A 23,563-nucleotide genomic window follows, 5' to 3' on the forward strand; every position below is an offset into this window, starting at 1 on the left:
TGGCCGGAAGGTCCCTGAACGCTCCCGGCGGGGTCGCGCAGAGTGGCGAACAGCGAGATCCGTCCTTCTCTTCCCGGAGCGTCCCATGCAGGTCATCATCGGCGCCGGCCCCATCGGCACCGCCACCGCCGTCCTCCTCGCCGAGACGGGCGTCCCCGTCCGGCAGATCACCCGCAGCGGCTCGGGCCCGGACCACCCGCTCGTCGAGCGGATCGCCGCCGACGCGTCCGATCCCGGGCTGCTGACCCCGCTGGTGGAGGGCGCGGAGACCCTCTACAACTGCGCGGCCCCGCCCTACGACCGGTGGACGACCGCATTCCCGCCGCTCGCCGCCTCCGTGCTGACGGCCGTCCAGCGGTCGGGGGCCGGTTATGTGATGCTGGGCAACGTCTACGGCTACGGCCCCTCCGACGTCCCGTACACCGAGGACACCCCGCTCCGCCCGTCCTCGGTGAAGGGCCGGCTCCGGGCCTCGCTGTGGACCGACGCCCTCGCCACCGGCCATCCCGTCACGGAGGTCAGGGCCTCGGACTACCTCGGGCCCGGCGCCTTCTCCCTCTACGCCCTGCTGGCGATCCCGGCCGTCCTGGCGGGCGATCCCGTCCTCTGCCCGGGCGACCCCGACGTCCCGCACTCCTGGTCGTACACCCGCGACGTGGCCAGGACCCTGATCGCGGCCGGGGCCTCCCCCGCCTCCTGGGGCCGCGCCTGGCACGTGCCCTCGGTCTCCGACCTGCCCGCACGGGCCCTCTCGGCCCGGCTCGCCGCCCTCGCGGGAGCCCCCGCCCCGGTCTTCCGGCCCTTTCCCCCCGACGGATACACCGATCCGGTCATGGCCGAGGTCCCCGAGATGCTCTACCTCTACGACCGCCCGTCCCTCCTGGACTCGACCGCGACCGAGCAGGCCCTCGGCCTGAAGCCCACCCCTCTGGACGACGTCCTCCGGCTGCATCTCCGGCCGAGGATCAGGGAGTGGTCCTGATCCAGAGCTGGAAGGTGCCGCGGGCGGTGGAGGTGCGCCAGGGGAGGGTGGTGACGCGCTGGTAGGACGGGGTGGCGCGGAGGGCGGCCTCCAGGGCCCTCGAGAGGGCCGGACGGGTTCGGCCGTCGAGGACGACGGCGTCCCAGTGGCCGTCGCGGACGGCCTGGGGGTAGGAGTCCGGCTGGCGGAGGCCCCGGTAGTCGAACCAGTAGACGTTGACCCAGGCGTCGGAGGGGTAGGCGGCGCGGAAGGTGTAGGGCAGGACCTCCGACGGCTCGGCGAACAGCCGGGCGCCCGGCTTCACGTACGGGCGCACGGCCTCGGCGAGGGCGGCCGTGCCCGGCCAGCGGTGGTAGAGGTCACCGGCCTGGTAGATGCCGGTCAGCAGCGGCGCCACCAGCAGGGCCGCCGCCCACCACCGGCGGGGAAGGGCGGCCAGCGCCGCGCCGGCCATCGGCGCGGCGAACCACAGGCCGAAGCCGATGTGCTTGTGGAGCGAGGTGTCGGAGTGCAGGTGGAGCTGGTAGAGCGGGGCCAGCAGGGCGGTCGCGCAGAGGATCCAGCCGATCGGCGTGCGCGCGGCCGCGGCCCCGATCACGGCGAGGAGCAGCAGGAAGCCGCCCCACTGGGCGGACTCGGTCAGCAGGAGCCCGGCCGGGGTCCCTCCGGCGGGACGGCCGGTGGTCGTGGAGCTCAGCGCGTCCCACGCCCCGGTGGCCGCCAGCAGCGCCGCCAGCCCGCCCAGCGCGACGCCCGCCACGACCGGCCCCCGGACCCACCGCCGCGCTCCCCCGCCCGAGGCGAGCACGGCCAGCAGCGCGATCGTCGGCAGGTAGAGGGCGGCGCCGTACTTGGTGCCCGCCGCCAGCGCGCCGGCCGGGCCCGCCGCCCACCACCACCGCTCGTCTGCGGCCAGCCGGGCGGCCAGCGCCAGCAGGAACAGGGCGGGAGCGTCGAAGGTCGCGAAGTTCCCCAGGAACGGGGTGGAGGGCAGGATCGCGAACACCGCGGCCGCCCACGGGGCCGCCGCCTCCCCGGCCAGCCGCCGGGTCAGCGACCAGGCCAGCGCGGTCGCGCCCAGCATGAAGGCCAGGCTCAGGGCCCGGGCCCCCGCGAGCCCGCCCGCGGCGTCCGCGAGCGCGCCCAGCGGCGGATACAGGTACGGGGAGCCCGAGAAGTAACGGACGAACTCCACCTCGCTGCCCCGGCCCAGCTCCAGATGGCCCGCCCACAGATAGAGCGCCTCGTCCTGGAAGACGGTGTTCCGCAGCCTCAGCGACAGGAGCGCCTGAACGAGCAGGATCAGAGCCAGCCACTTGCGTCCCACCGGCACAACCTATCGATGTCGGGAGGAAAGGCCTCAGGAGGCCGCGGCGAGTTCCTTCTCCTCCGCCGGCTCCTCCGCGACGGCCGGAGGCGTCCGGCGGGTCCGGTACCAGGCGAGAAGATCCTTGACGGCCATCGCGGCGGCGACGATCGCGAACGGCACCGCGGGAAGCACGTAGCGGTAGTCGAACAGCACCGTCGCGGGCGGGATGACCAGCAGCGCCATCGCCACCGACCAGGGCAGCAGGGCGTATCCGCCGAACTCGCGCCACCGCCGGACGATCCCGGCCAGGCCCACGAGGAGGATCACGCCGAGCAGCGTCCCGGGCAGCCGGACGATCTTCTGATAGCCGCGCATGAACCCCGCGTAGGGCTCGACGACCCGGGTGCCGCGCTTCTGGGAGTCGTACCTGGCCACGATCCCCTCCCGTCCCGGACGGATCCCGACGTCGCCCTTGGGGAAGAGGTACTGCCCGTAGGTCTTGGGGTCCGGATAGACCGGACGTCCCCAGGTGAAGGTGCGGCCGAAGTCCCGCAGCACGGTCCGCGCGTAGTCGCCGGGCTGAGCCATGATCGCCTTCTTGGCGAAGTCCCTGGCCAGATCGCTCTTGTAGGAGGCGAACGTGCCGCCCGGATAGCGGAAGATCTGCTCCTCCTCCCACACGTAGAAGTGGGAGACCGGCCGCTTCGACGGGGGCGTGCGGGTGCACAGCGGCGTCTCGTCGGGGGGCAGTTCGTCGAGGAACTTGTCGCAGTCGGCGAAGGTCATCGTGCGGCTGTAGAGGAACACCCCGTCGGAGCCCGACAGGGCGAACTTGCCGTTCTCGGCCGAGTACCAGCCCGCGTACCCCGCCAGCGGGACCACGACGGCCGCCGCGGCGGCGGCCAGCACCCACCAGTTGACCCGGCGCACGACCAGGTAGACCACCAGCACGAGGAAGAGCGGGAGGGCGACGGTCCTGGTCAGCGAGGCCGCCGCCAGCAGCAGCCCGGCGTAGATCCCGGCCTTCCAGGTCGGCACCGGCCGCCACAGGATGATCGCGACCGCTCCGACGATCATCAGCTCGAACGCGGCGTCCGACAGGACCAGGTGCTCGAGCTGGATCTGGTTGCCGTCCAGGAGCACCGGGACGGTCGCCAGCGCCGCGATCCAGGCGGGAAGGCCGCGGCCCCGAAAGAGATGGGGCCGCCGCAGCAGCCCGTAGATGATCACTCCGACGGCCAGCCCCATCAGATGCTGGAGCGCGACCACCACCCCGACGCTGTGGAACGGCTTGAGGACCATCAGCAGGAACGGGTAGCCGAAGGTCCGCACCGGATCGGGGCGCGGATGGATCGCCACGTCGAGATAGTCGTAGGAGTCGGAGAACCAGAGCGCCCACCGGAAGCCCAGCGTGGTGATCACCCGGAGCGCGAACGCGACGGCCAGCACTGCCAGGAACACCCGGTGCCGGGCACAGAAGGACCGCACCGAAACGGCGCTCAGTCTCACGTGTCCTCCCAGTAAAGTGCTTCAGCCCCCGGTACCCCTTATCGAGGGTAACCATCGCATCCAAAGACTTACCAGCGGGTACGGACCGCCTGTGGCGGAACAACGGAGTTGATGTGGGATCGATAGCGACCGCGCCCCCGAGAATGCACGATCAGCGCGGGGGAGATCGTCGCTGGTGGTGGCTGATCTCGGCGGCATGGCTGCTCCAGGCCGGGCTCCGGCTGTGGCTGGGATCACATCAGGATGTGCCGGCCGCCAATCCCGACGAGACCGGTTACCTTTTCGCCGCGCGTGTTCTGGGCGGCGGCGCCGACGCCGATCTGTCCGGTGCGACCTTTTACCAGATCGGCTATCCACTGCTGATCAGCCCGGCGTTCTGGTTCAGTGACGACCCCGGCACCGTCTATCACCTGGTGATCGGGATCAACTCTCTGATCAGTGCGCTGATCGTGCCGCTGGCCTATGTGGCGGGACTGCGCCTCGCCCTTTCCCGCGCGACGGCCTTCTGGGTGGCGCAGGCCGCCGCGCTGCTGCCCGCCTCGATCTTCTTCACCCAGTTCGTGCTGACGGACGCGATCCTGCCGGTGGTCGTCCTGGCGTGGCTGCTGGCGATCCACTCCTGGCTCGACCGCGACGCCCGCGGTGAGGGGGCCGCCCGGTACGCGGTCGCGGCGTCGCTGTCGGCGGCCTACGCCTACGCCACCCACAGCCGCGGGCTGGTGATCCTCATCGCCCACGCGGCGCTGCTGGGATTCGTGTTCGCCTTCCGGTGGGCGTCGCGCCGGCCGACCCTGATCGCCGGGGGCGTCCTGCTCGGCGCCGTGGCGGCCGCCTACGCCGCCAACCTGTGGCTCCAGGGCCACACCTATCCCGACGGGATCAAGGAGCTCGGCAACTGGCTGAGCGAACGGCTCACCTCGCCCGACGGCTGGGCCTGGACGATCTCCGGCGGCCTGGGCCAGATCTGGTACCTGACCGTCGCCACCTGGGGCCTCGGCGGGGTCGCCCTGGCCGGGGCGGCCGTGGCGCTGCGCAGGGCCGGCCGTCCCGAGCGGGCCGTCGCCGGGGTGACCCTGCTCACGGTCACCGGGATCGCCTTCGTGACGATCGCGGCCCTGCCCGACGAGCACCGGGTCGGCAACTACGTCTACGGCCGCTATCTGGCCTGCCTGGCACCGGCCCTGCTCGTCGCCGGGTTCGCCCTGCTGGCGCGGCGCAGGCTCGTCTGGGCGTCCGCCGGGCTGCTCCTGGGAACGGCGCTGATCGCCCAGATCCACGCCGGGACGCGCCTGACGCGCTACATCTTCGTCCCGTTCGACTTCCCCGAGACGTCCTTCCTCACCTGGGACTGGCACGGCTTCAAACTGTGGCCCGCCACGGCCGTGGCGCTGCTGATCCTCGGCGCGACCGCGCTGCTGGCCCGCAGGTTCACCGCAGGGGCCGTCGCTCTGCTGTGCGCGGTGGGCCTCGGCGCCGACATCATGGCGACCGACCGGATCTCCGACGTGATGACCGAGGAGATGCACGTCTCGGCCCGCCTGGACGCCCTGCGCCCCGATGACAAGGTCGCGGTCGAGTTCGACGTGCCGTGGAAGATCCGGCTCCCCCAGACCTTCGCGATCCCGTCGGAACTGGGCCGTTTCACCCTGGCCAAGGGCGAGCAGCCGCCGCCCGGCACCACGCTCGTGCTGACGGCCTGGCCGCGGGACGTCCCCGCCGACGCCGCCTGGCCCGGCCGTCCGTCCGGCTGGCACCCGGTCGAGGCCCGCCGCACGACCCTCGGCGACTGGGTCGCCTGGCGCCGATAGTCCTGGCACCCGGTGGAACGGGAACGGCCGGCCCCGCGCGATGCGGGACCGGCCGTTCTCTCGCTTGAGGATCAGTCCTCGACGGAGACCTTCGGGCGGATGGCCTCGAGGGTCAGCGCCGCGGGCTCGGTCTCGGTGCCGGGGTGGCTGGAGCGGCGGATGCCGAGGATCGACAGGAACGCCGTGCCCAGCACGAGCTGGCAGGAGAGCATCAGGGCGGTCGCCGCGGGGACGACCATGCGGAGGGTGTCGCGGGCGTTGAGCTCGCCGTAGTTGGCGCCGTGCCAGTGCACCAGCGAGGCGCCCATGCCGATGAGGCCGGCGAGGCCGAGCAGTCCGCCGATGATCAGGCCGCGCTCGAAGCTCCAGGAGCTCAGCAGCCACCGGGCGCGCTTGTCGGACGGCAGGAAGCCCTCCGCGACACCGTAGGCCTTGGTGAGCAGCGAGAACAGCAGCGCCTGGAATCCGATCACCACGGAGGCCGAGGCGGCGACGAGCGTGTCGACGTCGAAGGTGACCCCGCCGACCGAGATCTCGCTGAACGACAGCGCGATCCCGAAGACCAGGCCGAGGGTCATCAGCACGATGCCGGGCACGAAGAACATCCAGCGCGGGCTGTACAGGAGCAGGAAGCGCAGGTGGCGCCACCCGTCCCGCCAGGTGTTCAGGTGCGGCGGGCGGCTGCGGCCGTCCTTCTTCAGGGTGGTGGGCACCTCGACGATCTTCGCCTTGGCGAGGGTCATCTTGACGACGAGCTCGGAGGCGAACTCCATGCCCGAGGACTGGAGGCCCAGCGTCAGCGCGGTGTCGCGGCGGAAGCCGCGCAGCCCGCAGTGGAAGTCGCCGATCTTGGAGCCGAAGAAGAGGCGGCCGACGAACGAGAGCACCGGGTTGCCGAGGTAGCGGTGGAGCGGGGGCATGGCGCCCTGGTCGATCCCGCCCTTGAAGCGGTTGCCCATCACCATGTCCGCGCCCTTGCGCAGCTCCTCGACGAACGGCATCAGCGCGGTGAAGTCGTAGGAGTCGTCGGCGTCGCCCATGATCACATAGGTGCCCTTGGCGGACCGGATGCCGCCCATGAGAGCGTTGCCGTACCCCTTGAGCGCGACCGGAACGACCCGAGCGCCCGCAGACTCGGCCAAAGCCTGCGATCCGTCGGTCGAGCCGTTGTCGGCGACGATGACCTCTCCGTCGATGCCGTGGTCCTGGAGGAAGCTGACGGCCTTTCGGACGCAGGTCTCCACGGTTTCAGCCTCGTTCAGGCAAGGCATCACCACGGACAGTTCCATGGGAGGTCTCCTTAGATTCGGGGTCGCGGTGTGGTGGGGTGGCCTGGCGCAACATGCTGCCGCACAGATGGGGCGCGAGGCGAGCATGTTGCCAAGACGCAATCCTGGGGCGGCCAGTACCCCAGGATACGGTGTCTTCACCAGAAGCGGGGAAGGAAGCTCTTGACAAAGCGGCGAATAGCCCGCCACCTGGGCTTTCTCACCATTTTCCTGGTGGGTGTCATCCTTCGAGTGATCGTCTTTGTGGGATTCCGGTGGCAGTTGTGGTTCAACGACTCCTGGTCGTACGTGGAATCAGCGGTCCGCCATCAACCGCATGTCGCCAGGCCCAACGGATATGCGTTCCTGCTCCAGGCGTTCCGGCCGTTCCACGCCTACTGGCCGGTGATCCTCCTCCAGCATCTGCTGGCGCTCGCCGCCGCGGTGATCATCTACGCGCTGCTGCTCCGCCGCGGCTCCCGCCGGTGGACGGCCTGCCTGGCCGCCGCCCCCCTGCTGTTGGACGCCTACGAGCTCCAGCTGGAGCACATGGTGCTGTCGGACACCCTCTTCCTGTTCTTCGTGCTGGCAGCGGCAGGTGTGCTCCTGTGGCCCGGAGTCCGCGGCCCGTACGCCTGTGCCGGGGTGGGAGCGCTCCTCGCCGCGGCCGCGCTCACGCGCTCGATCGGGCTGGCCCTCGTGCCGATCGTGCTGCTGTGGATGGTCCGCAGGACGGGATGGCGCTCGTTCGCCGCGCTCCTGACCGCATGTGTTCTTCCCCTCACCGCATATGCGTTCTGGTTCTCCTCCGTTCACGGAAGATTCGCTCTGACGAACTCCGACGGCCCCTTTCTCTACGCCCGGTCGATGGCGTTCGCCGACTGCTCGCGATTCACGGTTCCGGCCGAGGAGCTACCGCTCTGTGATCTGCGTCCGCGATCGGAACGGCCCTCATCCCAGTTCTACGTCTGGGGTGCGGATTCCCCTCTCGCGCGCGTCCCGGGAGATCGGTTCTCTCCGCGCAAGAACGAACTCGCCGGTGATTTCGCCCGCCGCGCGATCGCCGCCCAGCCGCTCGATTTCCTCAAGGCCGCCGCCTCGGACGTGCTGAAGGTCTTCCGCTGGGACCGCACCGTCTACCCCGACGACTACACCTACAGCCAGTACCGGTTCGGGACGGCCACAAAGCCCGTCCAGCCGTGGGCGGAGCCGAGCCTGCGCGCCTACACCGGCGGCTCCCTCGAGCCGACGACGATCGTCCGGCCCTGGGCGACGATCATGGAGTGGTACCAGCGGTACTTCTTCGTGCGCGGCACGATGCTGCTGGCCCTGCTGCTGGTCCCGCTGGTGCGGCTCCGCTGGGACGCGCTGCTGCCGTGGGCGTTCGCCTGGGCGTTCCTGGTCGTCCCGGCCGTGACGGTCGAGTTCGACTACCGGTATGTCGTGCCCGCCGTTCCGCTGGCCGCCCTCGCCGCCGCGCTCTGCTTCACCCCCCGGGAGCCGGCGGAATGAGAGGACGGATGAGGGGACACCGGATCTTCGCCGGGCTGCTGGCCGCGGGGACCCTCCTGCGGGCGGTCGCGATGCTCGGGTACCGGCCCGCGCTCTGGTTCAACGACTCCTATGACTACGTGCGGATCGGGCTGGGCCCGTTCGCCCATCCGATCAGGCCCGCCGGATACGGGATCTTCCTGTGGCTGCTGAAGCCGTTCCACAGCTTCGGGCTGGTCGTGGCGGTGCAGCATCTGCTCGGGCTGGCCGTGGGGGTGCTGGTCTACCTGCTGCTGCGGCGGCGCGGGCTGCCCGGCTGGGGGGCGTCGCTGGCCGCCGCGCCCGTCCTGCTCGACGGCAACCTGATCGAGCTGGAGACGCTGATCCTCTCCGACACGCTGTTCCTGTTCCTGCTGGCGTCGGGGCTGGCCGTCCTGCTGTGGCGCGGACCCTCCTGGGCGGCGGGGCTGCTGCTGGCCGCGGCCACGCTCACCCGGACGATCGGCCTGCCGGTCCTGCTGGTCGTGCTGGCCTGGCTGCTGCTGCGCCGCCGCTGGCGCGCCCTCGGGACGGTCGCCGCGGCCGGGCTGCTGCCGCTGGCCGCCTACGCGGTCTGGTTCCACTCCGCCAACGACCGCTACGCCCTCACCGCCACCGACGGCGTCTTCCTGTGGGCCAGGACGGCCGCCTTCGCCACCTGCACCGGCGTCCCCGACGATCTGCGCTATCTGTGCCCGGCGGGCGAGCCGGGCGAGCGGAAGGCGTCCTCGTCGCAGGTGTGGGCGCCGGAGTCCCCCATCGGCTGGACCTACGGCGAGGCCTTCGACCCGAAGGTCAACGCCGACGCCCAGCGCTTCGCCCTCACGACCATCGCGCACCAGCCCCTGGACTACCTCCGGACGGCCGCCCACGACCTTTTCGCCCGGACCTTCGCCTGGAGCCACGGCGACCACCCCACCCGCGTGACGGCCGAGAAGTACCGGTTCCCGGTCAGGGCCGAGCCGTTCCCCGGCTGGCCGGTGCTCGGCGGCGGCACCCCCTCCTCAGTGGCCACCGCCTACGACCCGTCCGCCGGCACCGAGGCCGTCCGGCCGTGGTCGTCGTTCCTGCGCGGCTACCAGGCGGTCTTCCAGGTGCGCGGGCCGATGCTGGCGGCGGTCCTGCTGGTGCCGTTCGGGGTCTGGTGGCGGCGGCGGAGACGTCCGGAGATGCTCGCCTGGACGGTCGCGGCGGTCCTGCTGGCCGTCCCGCCGCTCACCGTCGACTTCGACCACCGGTACGTGCTGACCGCTGTTCCCTTCGCTGCGCTGGCCGCCGGGCTGGCGTTTCAGCGTCCCGCGGCGCCCTTGGCGTCCAGGACGGCCGAGTAGACGACCTTCTTCGGGACGTTGTTCTCCTTGGCGATCTCGGTGATGGCGTCCTTGCGGGGGATGCCCGCCCGCTCCCGTTCCGCGACGGCCGCGGCGAGGTCGGCGGGCTCGGTGAGCGTCGTGCGCGGCGGCGCCCCGGCGACGACCACCGTGATCTCGCCCTTGACGCCGTCGGCGGCCCAGCCGGCGAGATCGCCGAGCGGTCCCCGCTTCACCTCTTCGTAGGTCTTGGTCAGCTCGCGGCAGACGGCGGCGGGCCTTTCCTCGCCGAACGCCTCGGCGAGGGCCTCCAGGGACGCCGCCAGCCGGTGCGGGGCCTCGAAGAACACCATCGTGCGGGGTTCGGCGGCCAGGTCGGCCAGCCGGGCGGCGCGCTCCCCCGGCTTGCGCGGCAGGAAGCCCTCGAAGCAGAACCGGTCGGTGGGCAGGCCCGACAGGACCAGGGCCGTCGTCACCGCGGACGGGCCCGGCAGCACGGTCACCCGGACGTCCGCCGCCACGGCCTCCACCACGAGGCGGTAGCCGGGGTCGGAGACGCCCGGCATGCCCGCGTCGGTCACCACGAGGACGTCACGGCCCTCCAGCAGGTCCTGGAGCAGTTCGGTGGCGCGGGACCTCTCGTTCTGGTCGTAGTAGGACACGATGCGCGCCGAGAGCGTCACGTCGAGATCGGCGGCCAGCCGCCGGAGTCTGCGGGTGTCCTCGGCCGCGATGATCGGCGCGTCGGCCAGCGCCCTGGTCAGCCGGGGTGACGCGTCGTCGACCCGGCCGATCGGTGCGGCGGCGAGGATGAGAGTTCCCTTCACGAGTCCCATTGTCCACAGCGTCGAGGACTGCGCGGGCGACGCCACCCGTACGATGGCCCCGTGGTAGCCACCGAGATCGAGCCGGCGCGGGCGACGCCCCTGCGCGAACGGCTCGCACCCAGAGTTCCCGGCAGCATGCTGTGGGGGTGGCTCGGCCCGCTCCTGGTGACCGTCTTCGCGGGTTTCCTGCGGTTCGACCGGCTCGGGAATCCGCACTCGATCGTCTTCGACGAGACCTACTACGCCAAGGACGCCTACGCGCTGCTGCGGTTCGGTTACGAGCACTCCGCCCGTGACGATCCCAAGGGCATCGCCGACAAGCTCTTCCTCGCCGACACCCCGGGCCAGATCTGGACCGACGGCGGCTCGTTTATCGCCCACCCCCCGGTCGGCAAGTGGATGATCGCGATCGGTGAGGCGATCTTCGGCACCACTCCGTTCGGCTGGCGGTTCGCCGCCGCCTTCTTCGGCACCCTGTCCGTGCTGATCCTGTGCCGGCTGGCCCGCCGGATGACCGGCAGCACCCTGCTGGGCTGCGCCGCCGGGTTCCTGATGGCCCTCGACGGCCTGCACCTGGTGCTCAGCCGCACCGCCCTGCTCGACATCTTCCTCATGTTCTGGGTCCTGTGCGGGTTCGCCTGCCTGGTCAACGACCGCGACCACGCCCGGCGGACCCTGTCGGCCAAGCTCGACGGCGACCCCGACCGCTCGTTCGGGCTCGGGCCCTACGTCTTCCATCCGTGGCGGATCGCCGCGGGTGTCTGCTTCGGGCTGGCGACGGGCGTCAAGTGGTCGGGGGCCACGTTCCTGTTCGCCTTCGTGATCATGGTGTTCCTGTGGGACATGGGCGCGCGGCGGGCGGCCGAGGTGCAGTTCCCCTATGCCGGGGCGCTCGCCAAGGACGGTGTCGCCACCGTGCTCAGCCTCGGCGTCCTGCCGGTGATCACCTATGTCGCGACCTGGTCGGGGTGGCTGTTCACCAGCGGCGGCTGGGGGCGCGGGAAGGTCTCGCCGACCGTGCTGCTGCGGCCGTTCGAGGGGCTGCCGGACCTGTGGCGCTACCACGAGCGGATGTATGAGTTCCACAGCAGCCTGTCGACCAAGCATCCCTACCAGTCGTGGCCGTGGGACTGGCCCGTGCTGCGCAGGCCGGTCGCCTTCTTCTACCAGGAGTCCACGACGGGCTGCGGGGCCTCCAAGTGCTCCCGGGAGATCCTCGGCATCGGCACCCCCGCGGTGTGGTGGGCGGCCATCGCGGCGCTGCTCGTCATGGTCTTCCTGTACCTGGTGTACCGCGACTGGCGGGCCGGGTCGATCCTCCTCGCCTACGCGGCGGGCTGGATCCCCTGGTTCTGGTACGCCGCCAGCGACCGCACCATGTTCATGTTCTACGCGCTGCCGCTGCTGCCGTTCATGTGCCTGGCGATCGTCATGGCACTGGGAATGATCATCGGTCCGGTCGCCCAGCCCGCGGGCAGGCGGATCGTGGGATCGGCCATCGCGGGCGCCTATCTGCTGCTCGTGCTGATCAACTTCTGGTACCTGTATCCGGTGCTGGCCGCCAAGAGCATCCCCTACGACTCCTGGCACATGCGCATGTGGATGGACTCCTGGGTGTGACGGCCCATGTCGTGATCGGCGTGACGATCAGGGCTTGAGGAGGGCCCTCATCTCGGTGATCTCGGCGGTCTGGCCGTCGACGATCTTCTGGGCGAGGGCCTTGGCGGGGCCGAAGGAGCCCGAGTCGACCTCGTCCCCCGCCATCGCCACCGCGCCCTGGTGGTGCTTGATCATGAGTTCGAGGAAGAGCTGGTCGAACGCGGCGCCCTTGAGCCCGCCGAGCTCCTCCATCTCACCGGTCGACATCATCCCGTTGCCGCCGGTGTCGTCGCTCATCTCGTGATCCGCGGAGGGCGACTCGTTCCAGCCCTTCAGCCAGCCGGTCATCGCGGTGATCTCGGGGTCCTGGGCGCCCTTGATCCGTGCGGCGATCTTCCTGACCTCGGGGCTCTCCGCCCGCGTCTCGGCCAGGACGGCCATCTCCAGTGCCTGCTTGTGGTGCGGCACCATCTCCTGGGCGAACATGACGTCCTGCGGATTGTGGCCGCCCGGTGCCGCCGCGGCCGACTTCCCGCCGCCGTGGCCGTCGTGGGAGCCGGAGTCTCCGCCGCTGCATCCGGTGAGCGCCAGCGCGAGCACGGCGACCGGCAGGATGACGCGCTTCATCGTGTTCATGGTGGCGAACTATACCCCTATGGGGTAATTCGCCGGGCGGAGAATCCGGCGACGGAACCGGCCGTCTCGATCTCCACGTCGTCGAAGTGCGGGGACAGCCACGACTCGAGGTCGTCGGCGGATCCGGCCGGGCCGAACGTCCCGGTCAGCCGGAGGGCGCGCACCAGCAGGTCGCCGCGGCGCCGTTCGCCCGTCACGACCGCGGTCCCGCGCAGGGTCCCGCCGGGCCGCAGGACCCGGGCGAACTCGGCGACGGCCCCGGCCGGGTCGGCGAAGACGTGCAGCCCGTTGAAGCTGGTGACGAGGTCGAAGGAGGCGTCGGCGAAGGGCAGCGACCCGGCGTCGGTGCGGACGAACCGCACCTGGCCGAGCGAGCGCCCGGCGGCCTGGGCCCGCGCCCTGTCCAGCATCGTCTCCGACAGGTCCGCCGCCACGTACCGCAGCCGCCGGCCGCGTGACAGCGCCCGGAACGAGGTGCCGCCGCCGCACGGCAGGTCGAGCACGACGGAGTCGTCGGGCGTCCCGGCCAGCTCCCCGACGCTCTTCCACAACCTGTTGATCTCATAGCCCCACAGGGCCCGGCCGCCCGCCCAGGCGACCGGATAGCTCTGCACCCCGAGGTCGTAGACCGCGGCGGTGAGCCGGTCCCGTTTCCAGCGCTCCCGAAGATCGGCCATGGGATCACCTTTACACACGGCGTTTCTGGGGACTCAACGGGCATGGGCATCGTCAGGACCCGGGCATGGCAGGGCGGCAGGCTGTCGGACCGCGACTTCGACATCGCTCAGGTCAGTGAGCACATCGACGCCGGAGCGCTGGTCTGGGTCGATCTGTGCGACTACGACGAGGCCGATGTCAAGCTGATGGCCGACGAGCTCGGCCTGGACGATCTGGCCGTCGAGGACGCCCTCAGCGAGCACGAGCGCGCCAAGCTCGACCGCTACGCCGGTTATCTGTTCCTCAACGTCTACGCGACGGAGCTGGTCAAGGGCGAGCTCAGGGCGTACGAGATCTCGGCCTTCGTCACCGGGAACGCCCTCGTGACCGTCCGCCGGGGAGACGCCCGTCTCGCCGCGGACGAGCTGGAGGCCCGCTGGGATCCGGAGATGACCGAGCACGGCGTCTCCTACCTGCTGCACGGCTTCCTCGACCAGATCGTCGACCAGCACTTCACGGCCATCCAGGAGCTCGACGACGAGGTCGAGGCCCTGGAGGACCTGCTGTTCGAGGAGGCGAAGGACGACCGCGCCCTCCAGCACCGCGCGTTCCAGCTCCGCCGCAGCCTCGTCCTGCTGCGCCGGGTGGTCCTGCCGATGCGCGAGATCGTCAACACCCTGCTGCGCCGCGACCTCAAGCTCGTCCCGGACACCCTGGCCCCCTACTACCAGGACGTCTACGACCACACCCTGCGCGCCACCGAATGGACCGAGGGCCTGCGCGACCTCGTCGCCAACGTCATGGACACCCGCATCGCCCTGCACGGCAACCAGATGAACGAGGCGATGAAGAAGGTGACGAGCTGGGCCGCCATCATCGCCATCCCGACCGCCGTCACGGGCTTCTACGGCATGAACGTCCCCTACCCCGGCTACGACCAGTCCTGGGGCTTCTGGACGAGCATCGCCGTCCTCGCCTTCTCCAGCATCACCCTCTACGCCGTCTTCAAGAAGCACGACTGGCTCTAGAGCACCGCTATCCCGGCCATCCCCGCTCGCCCGGGAGGAGCTGCGCGGTCGTGAGCTCGGGATCGATCTCCAGCGGGATGAGCAGCAGGTTCACCGCCGCGTGCCCGCTCGGCGGGGTGGTGCCGGGGGATCAGATCTGTTCCTCCAGGGCGGCCACGGCCTTTTCGCCCTCGCGCTCGGCCTCGTCGGGCGACATGCGCTCCAGGGCCGTGCGGAGGGTGGTCTCGGCGGAGTCGACGGCGACCCGGGCGGTGAGGACGTGGGTGTGGGCGTTCTCCAGATCGCCGAGGCCCACGCAGTCGAAGGCGACCTGGGCATCGTGCAGAGCGGACTGGAGCTGGCGGGTGGCTTCTTCCAGGGACATCGGGGGCGTCCTCCTTTGGGCGTCGCGTGAGGAGCGTCTTACCCGCAGGACCAGGGGGAAACCATGACCGGAGAGTTAGGCCGTGTCTTACGGGTCTTGTCCGTCGCGCAGGAGGACGAAGATCCGTAAGTCACGGCCTAGTCGGCGACGTCGCGCTGGGCCAGGACCTTGTCGATGTGGACGCGGACCAGGAGTTCGCCGGGGACGCCGTTGCGGGCTCCGAAGGCCTCGGCCTTGTCCTCGCCCATGTAGCGGGCGGCGATCCGCGTCGCCCACAGGCGGACCTGTGCGAGGTCGTCGATGAGGGTGGCGCGGCCCTCCATGACCACGAAGGAGAAGGGCGGGCGGTCGTCGTCGACGCAGAGGGAGACACGCGGGTCCCGGGCCAGATTGCGGCCCTTGACGGTGTCCGCGCCGGTGTTGAAGACCAGGTCGTCACCGTCCAGGAGGAACCAGATCGGCGCCTGGTGGGGCCGCCCGTCGGCCCGGACGGTCGCCAGCTTGCCCGTCCGGGTCCCCTCGGAGACCAGCGCACGCCATTCGGAATCGGTCATCTTCGCCATGTCTCACACCTTCCACGAAAGCCGAGCACGGGAACCGTGTCCCCGGCAAAAAAGATCTAGAGCGGGTCGGCGAAGACCCGGTTGAGGACCAGGTCGGCGGCGCCCAGGGACGCGGCGGTGACGCCCAGGGACGAGAGCCTCAGCTCGCAGGGGGCCAGGTCGGCGGCCAGGACATGGGCGTCGAGCTCGGCCCGGAGGGGGTCGAGGAACCAGGGGGCGAGGTCGGCGAAGAAGCCGCCGAGGATCAGCGCGCTGGGGTTCAGGAGGTTGGTCAGGGCGGCGGCGCCGCGGCCCAGCCAGGTGCCGTGGTCGCAGAGGGCTTCGAGGGTCGCCGGGTCCGCGGCCTCGGCACGGGAGACCAGGGCGGCGACCTTCTCGTCGTAGGTGCCGGTCACGCCGGGGTCGATCCTGCGCAGCAGGGCCTCGAGGCCGACGACCGCCTCCCAGCAGCCGGTGCGGCCGCAGCCGCAGCGGGCGTCGTTCCCCGCGATGGGCATGTGCCCGATCTCGCCCGCGTAGCCGGAGCCGCCCCGGTAGACGCGGCCGTCCACCAGGAGCCCGGCGCCGATGCCGACGGTCCCGGTGAGGTAGGCGGAGTCGGCGGGGGCGCCGCGCCGGTGCTCGGCGACGACGGCCAGGTTGGCGTCGTTGTCGCAGGCCAGGCCCCCGGGCAGCCAGCCGGCGACCTCGACCTCGCGCCAGTGCAGGTTCGGGGCGTGCCGGACGGTCGCGGTGTCCGGGTCGACCAGCCCGGGGACGGCGACACAGGCTCCCAGCAGCGGCCGTCCGAGCCCCTCGGCGATCACCGCGATCGCCTTGCGGGCCTCCTCGGGCGACGGCGAGTGGACCGCGACCCGCTCGCGCAGGACGATCTCGCCGCCGAGGGTGACCGCGACGGCACTGAGGTAGTCGACGTTGACCTCGACGCCCAGCGCCACCGCGGGCCCGCCGTCCAGGGTGAGCAGCGTCATCGGCCGGCCGCGCCCGCCGGCCGGGGCGGGGCCGGTCTCGGCGAGGAGACCGGCCTCGATCAGGTCCGCGACGATCCCGGAGATGGCCGCCTTGACCAGCCCGGTGTCCCGCGCCAGATCGGCGCGGGAACGCGGGCCGTGGTCCCTGACCTGCCCCAGGACGAGCCGGGCGTTGTGCCGCCTGACGGTGGCCGGAGTGGCCGGACGGTCAGCGAACGCCATAAAGGTGCTCGAGGGCGAGCTGGTCGAGCCGCTCGAACGCCATGCCGCGGGCGGCGAGGGCGTCCACGTCGACGGTCATGTCCCGCAGGGTACGCCAGTCCTCCCCGTCGGCGAGGGTCGGGACGGACAGCTCGTCCACCCGGGCGGCGGACAGCGCGGCGACCACCTCGGGGTCGGCCCGGAACGCCCGGACCTTCTCCCGCAGGATCAGGTAGTTGCGCATGCAGCCCCTGGCCGACTCCCAGACGCCCTCGTCGTCCTCGGTGCGCGGCGGCTTGAAGTCGAAGTGGATCGGGCCGTCGTAGTCGCTGGAGTCGACGGCGTCGACCGTCCAGAAGGCGCCCTCGACGTTGCCGGCGCCGAAGCGCAGGTCCTGGTCGAAGCGGGGGCCGTGCTGGCCGTTGAGGTCGATGTGGAACAGCTTGCCGTGCCAGAGCGCCTGCTTGATGCCGTGCGCGTAGTTGAGGCCCGCCATCTCCTCGTGCCCGATCTCGGGGTTGAGGCCGACGATCTCGGGGTGCTCGAGCTCGTTGATGAAGGCGAGGGCGTGGCCGATGGTCGGCAGCAGGATGTCGCCGCGCGGCTCGTTCGGCTTCGGCTCGATCGCGAAGCGCAGGTCGTAGCCCTGTTCGAGGACGTAGCCGCCGAGGATGTCGAAGGCCTCCTTGAACCGGTCGAGGGCCGCGGTGACGTCCTTGGACGCGCCGGACTCGGCTCCCTCACGCCCGCCCCAGCAGACGTAGGTCTTCGCGCCCAGCTCGGCGGCCAGGTCGAGGTTGCGCATGACCTTGGCGATGGCGAAGCGGCGGACGTCGCGGTCGTTCGAGGTGAACCCGCCGTCCTTGAAGATCGGGTGCGAGAACAGGTTGGTGGTGGCGGTCGTGACGACCAGGCCGGTGTCGTCGAGGGCCTTGCGGAAGGCCGAGATCCGCTCGTCGCGGTCGGACTCGTCGAAGGCGAAGACGTCGTTGTCGTGGAAGTTGACGCCGTAGGCGCCGAGCTCCGCGAGCTTGTGGACGGCCCGCTCGGCGGGCATCGGGGCGCGGGTGGCGCTGCCGAAGACGTCCTGGGCGGCCCAGCCGACCGTCCAGATGCCGAAGGAGAACTTGTCCTGCGGGGTGGGTGTGTAGCTCATGGTCACTCCTCGTTCCAGGAAAGGGTGGCGTCGCGCAGCTCGACGTGCTGGCGGCGGATGATCGGGCGGCTCTCGCCCGTGAAGGTCTCGCTGGGTGCCTCGGGCCAGTCCGGCAGCGTCCCGGTCAGGGCCCAGGCGGCCTGGCGTGCGGCGCCGAGCGCCACGTACTCGGCCGGGCGCGGCACGCACACCGGCACCCCGAACACCTCGGGGGCGATCTTCCGTACGGCCTCGCTGACGGCGGCGCCGCCGATCAGGACGATCCGCGACGGCTCGGCGCCGAGCCGGTCCGCGGCCTCGGCCAGGCTCGCCAGCATCCCCTCGACCCCGGCGCGGGCCAGGTTCTCGCGGCCGGCGTTCCGGGTGGTCAGGCCGCTGAGCACCCCGCTGGCGGTGGGACGGTCGGGCGTGCGCTCGCCGTCGAGGTAGGGCAGGAGGGTCAGGCCGCCGGCGCCCGGCTCCGCCCGCAGGGCCAGCTCCGACAGTTCCTCGAGCGTCGCGCCGATCATGGCGGCGGTCGCGGTGAGGACCCGGGCTGCGTTGAGGGTGCAGACCAGCGGCAGGTAGCGGCCGGTGGCGTCGGCGAATCCGGCGACGGCCCCGCTCGCGTCCGCGGTGGGGGCGTCGCCGACCATGAAGGCCGTCCCGGACGTCCCGAGCGAGACGACCACGTCGCCGGGCCGCAGGCCGAGGCCGAGCGCGGCGGCCATGTTGTCGCCCGTCCCCGCGCCCAGGACCGCGCCCCAGGAGGTCTCCCCGACGGCCTCACCGGGCCCGGCGATCCGCGGCAGCTCCAGTTCCCGTCCGAAGGCCGCCTTGACGTGCTCGGGCAGCCACTCCCCGCCCGCCCGATGGGAGAAGTAGCCGGTGCCGGAGGCGTCGCCCCGGTCGGTCGTGTACCCCGACGCGCCCAGCTTCCAGGTCAGCCAGTCGTGGGGCAGCAGCACGGCGGCGGTCCGCCCGGCGTTGTCCGGTTCGTTCTCGGCCAGCCAGCGGAGCTTGGTGACGGTGAAGGAGGCCGTGGGAACGCTTCCGGTGGCATGGGCCCAGGCCTCACGCCCGCCGAGCTCGGCGACCAGCGCCCCGGCCTGGGGAGCCGAGCGGGTGTCGTTCCAGAGGAGGGCGTCGCGGACGACCTCGCCCCCGTCGTCCAGCGCGACCATGCCGTGCTGCTGACCGGCGACGGAGACGGCGGCGGCCCGGGACAGCAGGCCGTCACCGGCCTTCTGGAGCGCCTCCTGCCATGCCCCGGGAGGGCAGGAGGTGCCGTCGGGATGGGGTGCGGAGGCCGCCGCCACGACCTCACCCGTGGCGGCGTCACAAAGGACGATCTTCGTGTTCTGCGTGCTCGAGTCCACGCCTGCGACCAGCATGACTCTATTTTGTTCACTATATGAACTTAATGTCAATCGCCCGGCTCGGACCCAGGCCCTGGTAAGGGCCCCATATGATCGGCGTCTGCGAGTAAGGTCGCGGAAGGGTGGAATGTCGCATCTGCGGGAGATGACGTGGCAAGCGTGCTCCGGCTGCTGCTGATAGAGGACGACGAGGGTGACGCGGTGATCGTCGAGGATCTCCTCTACGAGAGCGAGACCGCCGTCGAGATGATCTGGGTGCGCACCCTCAAGGAGGCCGTCGCCGCACTCGACCGGGCCAAGCCCGACTGCGTCCTGCTCGACCTCCACCTGCCCGACGCCCAGGAGTTCAGCGGGCTCACGGCCGTCCGCGCGGCGGCGCCCGAGTCCGCGATCGTGGTCCTGACCGGGATGGCCGAGACCCACTCCGGGCTGGCGGCCGTCGCGGCCGGCGCCCAGGACTACCTGGTCAAGGGGCGGCTCGACCCGCAGTGGCTCGGCCGCGCCATCCAGTACGCCGTCCAGCGCAAGCAGGTCGAGACGGCCGCCGCCCAGCTCCAGGCCAGCCTCCTGCGCGCCGAGGAGCAGGCCAGGCTCGAACGCGGCCTGCTGCCCCGGCCGCGCGTCGACACGGACACCGTGAGCGTCGAGCCCCGCTACCGTCCCGGCCGCGAGTTCGCCGCGCTCGGCGGCGACTTCTACGACGTCGTCCAGACCGCCGACGGCGCGGTCCACGCCGTGATCGGCGACGTGTCCGGGCACGGCGCCACCGAGGCCGCCCTGGGCGTCTGCCTGCGGGTCGCCTGGCGATCGCTGGTCCTCGCCGGGCTGACCGGGGTCCGGCTGGTCGAGCTGCTCGAGGAACTCCTGGTCACCGAGCGTGAGAATGCCGACACCTTCGTGACGCTCGTCCAGGTGACACTGCCGCCGGACCGGGCCACGGCGCGGACCGTCCGGGCGGGCCACCACGGTCTGCTGCTGCGCGATCCGGTCGGCGGGGTGAGCTACGTTCAGACGAAGGGCGGGCTGGCCCTCGGGCTCTTCCCCGGCGAGGGCGACTGGGTCGAGGACGTCGTCGCGCTGAGCGACGGCTGCCGTCTCGTGCTCTTCACCGACGGCCTGTTCGAGGGCCTGATCTCCCCCGGAGACCGGCGGCTCGACCTCGACGGCCTGCTCACGCTGGCCCGCGCGCACGGACATCGGCAGGAGTTCATCGACGCCCTCATCGAGGGGGCTGAGGCCGCATCCGCCGGGTACGGCGGGCTGGAGGACGACGTGGCAGTGATCGAGATCGGATGGAGGGGCTGATGGGGCGGAGACTCACCGTCCGGCAGTGGTTCCTCGTGATCTTCGCGGTGATCGGCGCGCTGGTCGCCACCGCGAGCGTCCTCGGCGGCCTGGTGCTGAGCCGCACCGCGACCTCGACCGACCATCTCGTCGACGACCTCACGCCCGCCCGGATCGAGGCGCTGCGGCTCCAGTCGGCGCAGCTCGACCAGGAGACCGGCCTGCGCGGCTACATCCTGACCGGCGAGGCCGACGCCCTGACCCCCTACCGGCAGGGCATCGAGAACGAGAAGAAGGCCCTGCTGCGGCTGGACGAGCTCATCGGCCACGAGGACGGCCTCGGGACCGATCTCGACGCCGTCACCGCGTCGGCCGCGGCCTGGCGGCGCGACTACGCCGAGCCGATGATCGCGACCGTCCGGGCGAAGGGCACGGTCTCCGCCACGACCTCCGCGGCCGGGAAGTCCTCCTTCGACGGCCTGCGCGCCACCTGGGACGTCCAGAACCGGCATCTCACCGAGGAGGTCAGGGCCGCCAGGGACGACCTGTCGGAGATGTTCCGGATCAGGAACATCGTGTTCGCCGCGATGCCGATCGCGTTCCTCCTCGCGGCCTTCCTGGTGCTGCTGATCCTCAACTACGCCGTCGGACGTCCGCTGGCCGCCCTCAGGGACTCCTCGCGGCGGGTGGCGAGCGGTGAGTTCGACCACGCCATCGAGGGCCGCGGCCCCGCCGACCTGCGCTCCCTCGCGGCGGACGTCGAGGCGATGCGGGCGCGGATCGTCACGGAACTGGGCGGGGCGACCGACCGGGAGCGGGTCCTCGACGACCAGGCGGCCGAGCTGCGGCGCTCCAACGCCGAGCTCGAGCAGTTCGCCTACGTCGCCAGCCACGACCTCCAGGAGCCGCTGCGGAAGGTCGTCTCGTTCTGCCAGATGATCGAGCGGCGCTACGCCGACAAGCTCGACGACCGGGGCCTCCAGTACATCGGCTTCGCCGTGGACGGGGCGTCCCGGATGCAGGTGCTGATCAACGACCTGCTGGCCTTCTCCCGCGTCGGGCGGCTGAACGACGAGAAGGACGAGGTCCCGCTCGGCGAGACCCTCGCCAAGGCGATCGACAACCTGTCGACCACGATCGAGGAGAGCGGGGCCCGCGTCACGCTGCCCGACGATCTCCCGGCCGTGCACGGCAACCGCACCCTGCTCACCCAGCTCTGGCAGAACCTCATCGGCAACTCGATCAAGTTCCGCTCGGGCCCCGAGCCGTCCGTGACCGTCGAGTGGGACGGGGCGTCGGAGTTCACCGTGACCGACGACGGCATCGGCATCGACCCCGAGTTCTCCGACAAGATCTTTGTCATCTTCCAGCGGCTGCACACCCGTGACGCCTACACCGGCACGGGCATCGGCCTCGCCCTCTGCAAGAAGATCGTCGAACACCACGGCGGTGTCATCCGGCTCGATCCCTCCTACACAGGAGGAACCCGCATCCGCTTCACCCTGCCCGAAGGAACCCCGTGAACACTGACGAACCGAAGCCCATCGACGTCCTGCTGGTCGAGGACGACCCGGGCGACGAGCTCCTCACCCGGGAGGCGTTCGCCGACAATCTGAGCGGCAACAAGCTCCATGTCGTCCGCGACGGTGTCGAGGCGCTGGACTTCCTGCACCGGCGCGGCGACCACGCGGAGGCCACCCGTCCCGACCTGATCCTCCTCGACCTGAACCTGCCGCGCTACGACGGCCGCCAGGTGCTGGAGAGCATCAAGAACGACGACGAGCTCTCGACCATCCCGGTCGTGGTCCTGACGACCTCGGCCGCCGAGGAGGACATCCTCCGCAGCTACCAGCTCCACGCGAACGCCTACGTGACCAAGCCCGTCGACTTCGACGGCTTCATCAAGGCGATCCGCCAGATCGACGAGTTCTTCGTGACGGTCGTCCGGCTGCCCGGCCGCTGATCACACGAGCACGAGTGAAGGGCCCGGCCGCTGCGGCCGGGCCCTTCACTCGTGCTCAGGCGAGCTTCGCGTAGACGGCGGCCGTCTCGCGGGCGATGCGGTCCCAGCTGTGACGGGAGCGGGCTCGGTCGGCGGCGGCGATGCCGAGGGCCTCGCGCCGGACGGGGTCGGCGAGCAGGTCGCGGATCCGTCGGGCGAGCGCCACCGGCGGCAGGGTCGGGATCAGCAGGCCCGTGACGTTGTCGAGGACGGTGTCGCTGTGCCCGCCCGAATCGTGGGCGATCACCGGGATCCCGCAGGCCATGGCCTCCAGGGCGACGGTCCCGAACGGGTCGTGGTCCTGCAGTGCCAGCACCAGGTCGGCCGAGCGGATGAGCTTCGGCGTCTGCTTGCGGGTCACCCGCCCCAGGATGATCACCCGGTCCTCGACGCCCTCGTGCTCGGCGAGCATCCGGAGCGCGTGCGCGGCGGGGTCGGTCTCCAGGTCGGCGGGGGCGGGACCGCCCGCGACGACCAGCTCGGCGCCGGGGACGCGGGCCAGCGCCCGCACCGCGAGGTGGGCCTTCTCGCCGGGGCCGGTCAGGAGCAGGAGCCGGGCGCGGGCGCCGCGTGGGGCGATCGGCCCGATCTCGGAGAACTCCGCGACGTCGACGCCCGTGGGGACGACCGCGATGCTGCGGCGCGGCACGCCGAGGCGGACGAGGTCCTCGCGGCCCTCGCCGCAGGAGACCGTGGAGGCGATCGCGGCACGGCCCAGCGCCCGCTCGACCCTGGCCTGGGCCGCGGGGTCGACGTCGGGGTGGTGGGCGGCCAGGGTGCCGTAGGTCTGGAGCAGCGGCAGGCGGCGGCCGTCCAGGAGGTCGGCGATCGCGGCCGAGGCCGGCCGGGGGTCCGGGCCCGCGAGCCGGTGGGAGGCCGTGAGGGCTGCCAGCCCGGACGGCCAGTCGTGGGCGTGGGCGACGTCGGGCGAGTTCCTGGTCCACCGCTCGGCCAGGGCGTTCCCGAACTCGGCGAGATGGGGCAGGAGGTCGCCGCCGTGCAGGGGGCGTTCGGGACCGGCGGGCACGGGGTCGACCGTGACCCCGGCGGCGAGGGTGGTGCGGCGCTTGCCGGGCTGCTCACGGCGGGTGTGGACCGTCACCTGGTGGCCCTGCTTGCCGAGTTCACGGGCGAGGGCGGACACCTGGCCGACCCGGTCGACGGCTATCATCGCGATGCGCATTCGGGGCTCCTTGCGGAG

General features: G+C 71.4%; 21 protein-coding genes. 9 read left to right on the top strand and 12 right to left on the bottom strand.

Annotation, left to right across the window (positions count from 1 at the left end; all coding sequences use genetic code 11):
* Positions 1-85: 85 nt before the first annotated feature.
* Positions 86-982 (top strand): NAD-dependent epimerase/dehydratase family protein, encoded by an 897-nt coding sequence (locus ABD785_RS06975; protein WP_344823456.1) that lies wholly within the window; start codon positions 86-88, stop codon positions 980-982.
* Here the strand turns inward: ABD785_RS06975 and ABD785_RS06980 are convergent.
* Both ABD785_RS06980 and ABD785_RS06985 read right to left on the bottom strand, forming a co-directional pair.
* The gene (locus tag ABD785_RS06980) at positions 966-2,309 is read right to left on the bottom strand and encodes a glycosyltransferase family 39 protein (protein ID WP_344823458.1); all 1,344 of its coding nucleotides are present in this window, start codon (positions 2,307-2,309) and stop codon (positions 966-968) included. The two genes, ABD785_RS06975 and ABD785_RS06980, sit on opposite strands and share 17 nt — an antisense overlap.
* Before the next feature lie 33 nt (positions 2,310-2,342).
* Positions 2,343-3,800: a hypothetical protein gene (locus ABD785_RS06985; protein WP_344823461.1), complete on the bottom strand. Its 1,458-nt coding sequence runs from the start codon at positions 3,798-3,800 to the stop codon at positions 2,343-2,345.
* A 143-nt stretch (positions 3,801-3,943) separates the two neighbouring features.
* Between ABD785_RS06985 and ABD785_RS06990 the strand changes: the two genes are divergently transcribed.
* A complete protein-coding gene (locus ABD785_RS06990; protein ID WP_344823463.1) occupies positions 3,944-5,608 on the top strand; it encodes a hypothetical protein in 1,665 nt (554 codons plus the stop codon).
* A 71-nt stretch (positions 5,609-5,679) separates the two neighbouring features.
* Here the strand turns inward: ABD785_RS06990 and ABD785_RS06995 are convergent, their stop codons facing one another.
* Positions 5,680-6,897, bottom strand: a complete 1,218-nt coding sequence (locus ABD785_RS06995; RefSeq protein WP_344823465.1) for a glycosyltransferase family 2 protein — start codon at positions 6,895-6,897, stop codon at positions 5,680-5,682.
* A gap of 231 nt (positions 6,898-7,128) precedes the next feature.
* Here ABD785_RS06995 and ABD785_RS07000 point away from each other — a divergent pair, with 231 nt between their 5' ends.
* Both ABD785_RS07000 and ABD785_RS07005 read left to right on the top strand, forming a co-directional pair.
* Positions 7,129-8,388 (top strand): hypothetical protein, encoded by a 1,260-nt coding sequence (locus tag ABD785_RS07000; RefSeq protein ID WP_344823467.1) that lies wholly within the window; start codon positions 7,129-7,131, stop codon positions 8,386-8,388.
* Between the two features lie 8 nt (positions 8,389-8,396).
* Entirely contained in the window at positions 8,397-9,737 is a 1,341-nt protein-coding gene (locus ABD785_RS07005; RefSeq protein ID WP_344823470.1) for a hypothetical protein, read from the top strand.
* Here the strand turns inward: ABD785_RS07005 and rsmI are convergent.
* Positions 9,695-10,552: a 16S rRNA (cytidine(1402)-2'-O)-methyltransferase gene (gene rsmI / locus ABD785_RS07010; RefSeq protein ID WP_425547743.1), complete on the bottom strand. Its 858-nt coding sequence runs from the start codon at positions 10,550-10,552 to the stop codon at positions 9,695-9,697. The genes ABD785_RS07005 and rsmI overlap by 43 nt on opposite strands.
* Before the next feature lie 51 nt (positions 10,553-10,603).
* On the opposite strand from rsmI, the gene ABD785_RS07015 reads away from it, so the two are divergent.
* Entirely contained in the window at positions 10,604-12,163 is a 1,560-nt protein-coding gene (locus tag ABD785_RS07015) for a dolichyl-phosphate-mannose--protein mannosyltransferase (protein WP_344823475.1), read from the top strand.
* Between the two features lie 27 nt (positions 12,164-12,190).
* Here ABD785_RS07015 and ABD785_RS07020 read toward each other — a convergent pair whose 3' ends face one another.
* Both ABD785_RS07020 and ABD785_RS07025 read right to left on the bottom strand, forming a co-directional pair.
* Positions 12,191-12,778 carry a DUF305 domain-containing protein gene (locus tag ABD785_RS07020; RefSeq protein ID WP_344823478.1) on the bottom strand — a complete coding sequence of 196 codons (588 nt, stop codon included), beginning with the start codon at positions 12,776-12,778 and terminating at the stop codon, positions 12,191-12,193.
* A 17-nt stretch (positions 12,779-12,795) separates the two neighbouring features.
* The gene (locus ABD785_RS07025; protein ID WP_344823480.1) at positions 12,796-13,455 is read right to left on the bottom strand and encodes a class I SAM-dependent methyltransferase; all 660 of its coding nucleotides are present in this window, start codon (positions 13,453-13,455) and stop codon (positions 12,796-12,798) included.
* 42 nt (positions 13,456-13,497) lie between these two features.
* Here ABD785_RS07025 and ABD785_RS07030 point away from each other — a divergent pair, with 42 nt between their 5' ends.
* Complete coding sequence (locus ABD785_RS07030) at positions 13,498-14,463, top strand: magnesium transporter CorA family protein (RefSeq protein ID WP_344823482.1); 966 nt, start codon at positions 13,498-13,500, stop codon at positions 14,461-14,463.
* Positions 14,464-14,593: 130 nt separating this feature from the next.
* Here ABD785_RS07030 and ABD785_RS07035 read toward each other — a convergent pair whose 3' ends face one another.
* The 5 genes from ABD785_RS07035 to xylB all read right to left on the bottom strand — a co-directional run bounded on the left by ABD785_RS07035 (position 14,594) and on the right by xylB (position 19,091).
* Positions 14,594-14,827, bottom strand: a complete 234-nt coding sequence (locus tag ABD785_RS07035) for a hypothetical protein (protein ID WP_344823483.1) — start codon at positions 14,825-14,827, stop codon at positions 14,594-14,596.
* 137 nt (positions 14,828-14,964) lie between these two features.
* Entirely contained in the window at positions 14,965-15,390 is a 426-nt protein-coding gene (locus ABD785_RS07040; protein ID WP_344823485.1) for a PPOX class F420-dependent oxidoreductase, read from the bottom strand.
* Between the two features lie 56 nt (positions 15,391-15,446).
* Positions 15,447-16,583, bottom strand: a complete 1,137-nt coding sequence (locus ABD785_RS07045) for an ROK family protein (protein WP_344823488.1) — start codon at positions 16,581-16,583, stop codon at positions 15,447-15,449.
* Entirely contained in the window at positions 16,570-17,718 is a 1,149-nt protein-coding gene (xylA, locus tag ABD785_RS07050; protein ID WP_344823490.1) for a xylose isomerase, read from the bottom strand. The genes ABD785_RS07045 and xylA overlap by 14 nt, the downstream gene beginning before the upstream one ends.
* Positions 17,719-17,720: 2 nt before the next feature.
* Positions 17,721-19,091, bottom strand: coding sequence for a xylulokinase (gene xylB / locus ABD785_RS07055; protein ID WP_344823492.1), 1,371 nt, complete (start codon positions 19,089-19,091; stop codon positions 17,721-17,723).
* A 135-nt stretch (positions 19,092-19,226) separates the two neighbouring features.
* On the opposite strand from xylB, the gene ABD785_RS07060 reads away from it, so the two are divergent.
* From ABD785_RS07060 to ABD785_RS07070, 3 genes are read left to right on the top strand one after another with little or no spacing between them, the layout of a single operon-like run.
* A complete protein-coding gene (locus ABD785_RS07060; protein WP_344823494.1) occupies positions 19,227-20,381 on the top strand; it encodes a PP2C family protein-serine/threonine phosphatase in 1,155 nt (384 codons plus the stop codon).
* Positions 20,381-21,883, top strand: a complete 1,503-nt coding sequence (locus ABD785_RS07065; protein WP_344823497.1) for a sensor histidine kinase — start codon at positions 20,381-20,383, stop codon at positions 21,881-21,883. Before ABD785_RS07060 ends, ABD785_RS07065 begins: the two co-directional genes overlap by 1 nt.
* The gene (locus ABD785_RS07070; RefSeq protein ID WP_344823500.1) at positions 21,880-22,323 is read left to right on the top strand and encodes a response regulator; all 444 of its coding nucleotides are present in this window, start codon (positions 21,880-21,882) and stop codon (positions 22,321-22,323) included. The genes ABD785_RS07065 and ABD785_RS07070 overlap by 4 nt, the downstream gene beginning before the upstream one ends.
* 55 nt (positions 22,324-22,378) lie before the next feature.
* Here ABD785_RS07070 and ABD785_RS07075 read toward each other — a convergent pair whose 3' ends face one another.
* Positions 22,379-23,545 carry a glycosyltransferase gene (locus ABD785_RS07075; RefSeq protein ID WP_344823503.1) on the bottom strand — a complete coding sequence of 389 codons (1,167 nt, stop codon included), beginning with the start codon at positions 23,543-23,545 and terminating at the stop codon, positions 22,379-22,381.
* Positions 23,546-23,563: the final 18 nt, after the last annotated feature.

It is taken from the genome of Actinocorallia longicatena (assembly GCF_039534125.1).
GTDB classification, from domain to species: domain Bacteria; phylum Actinomycetota; class Actinomycetes; order Streptosporangiales; family Streptosporangiaceae; genus Actinocorallia; species Actinocorallia longicatena.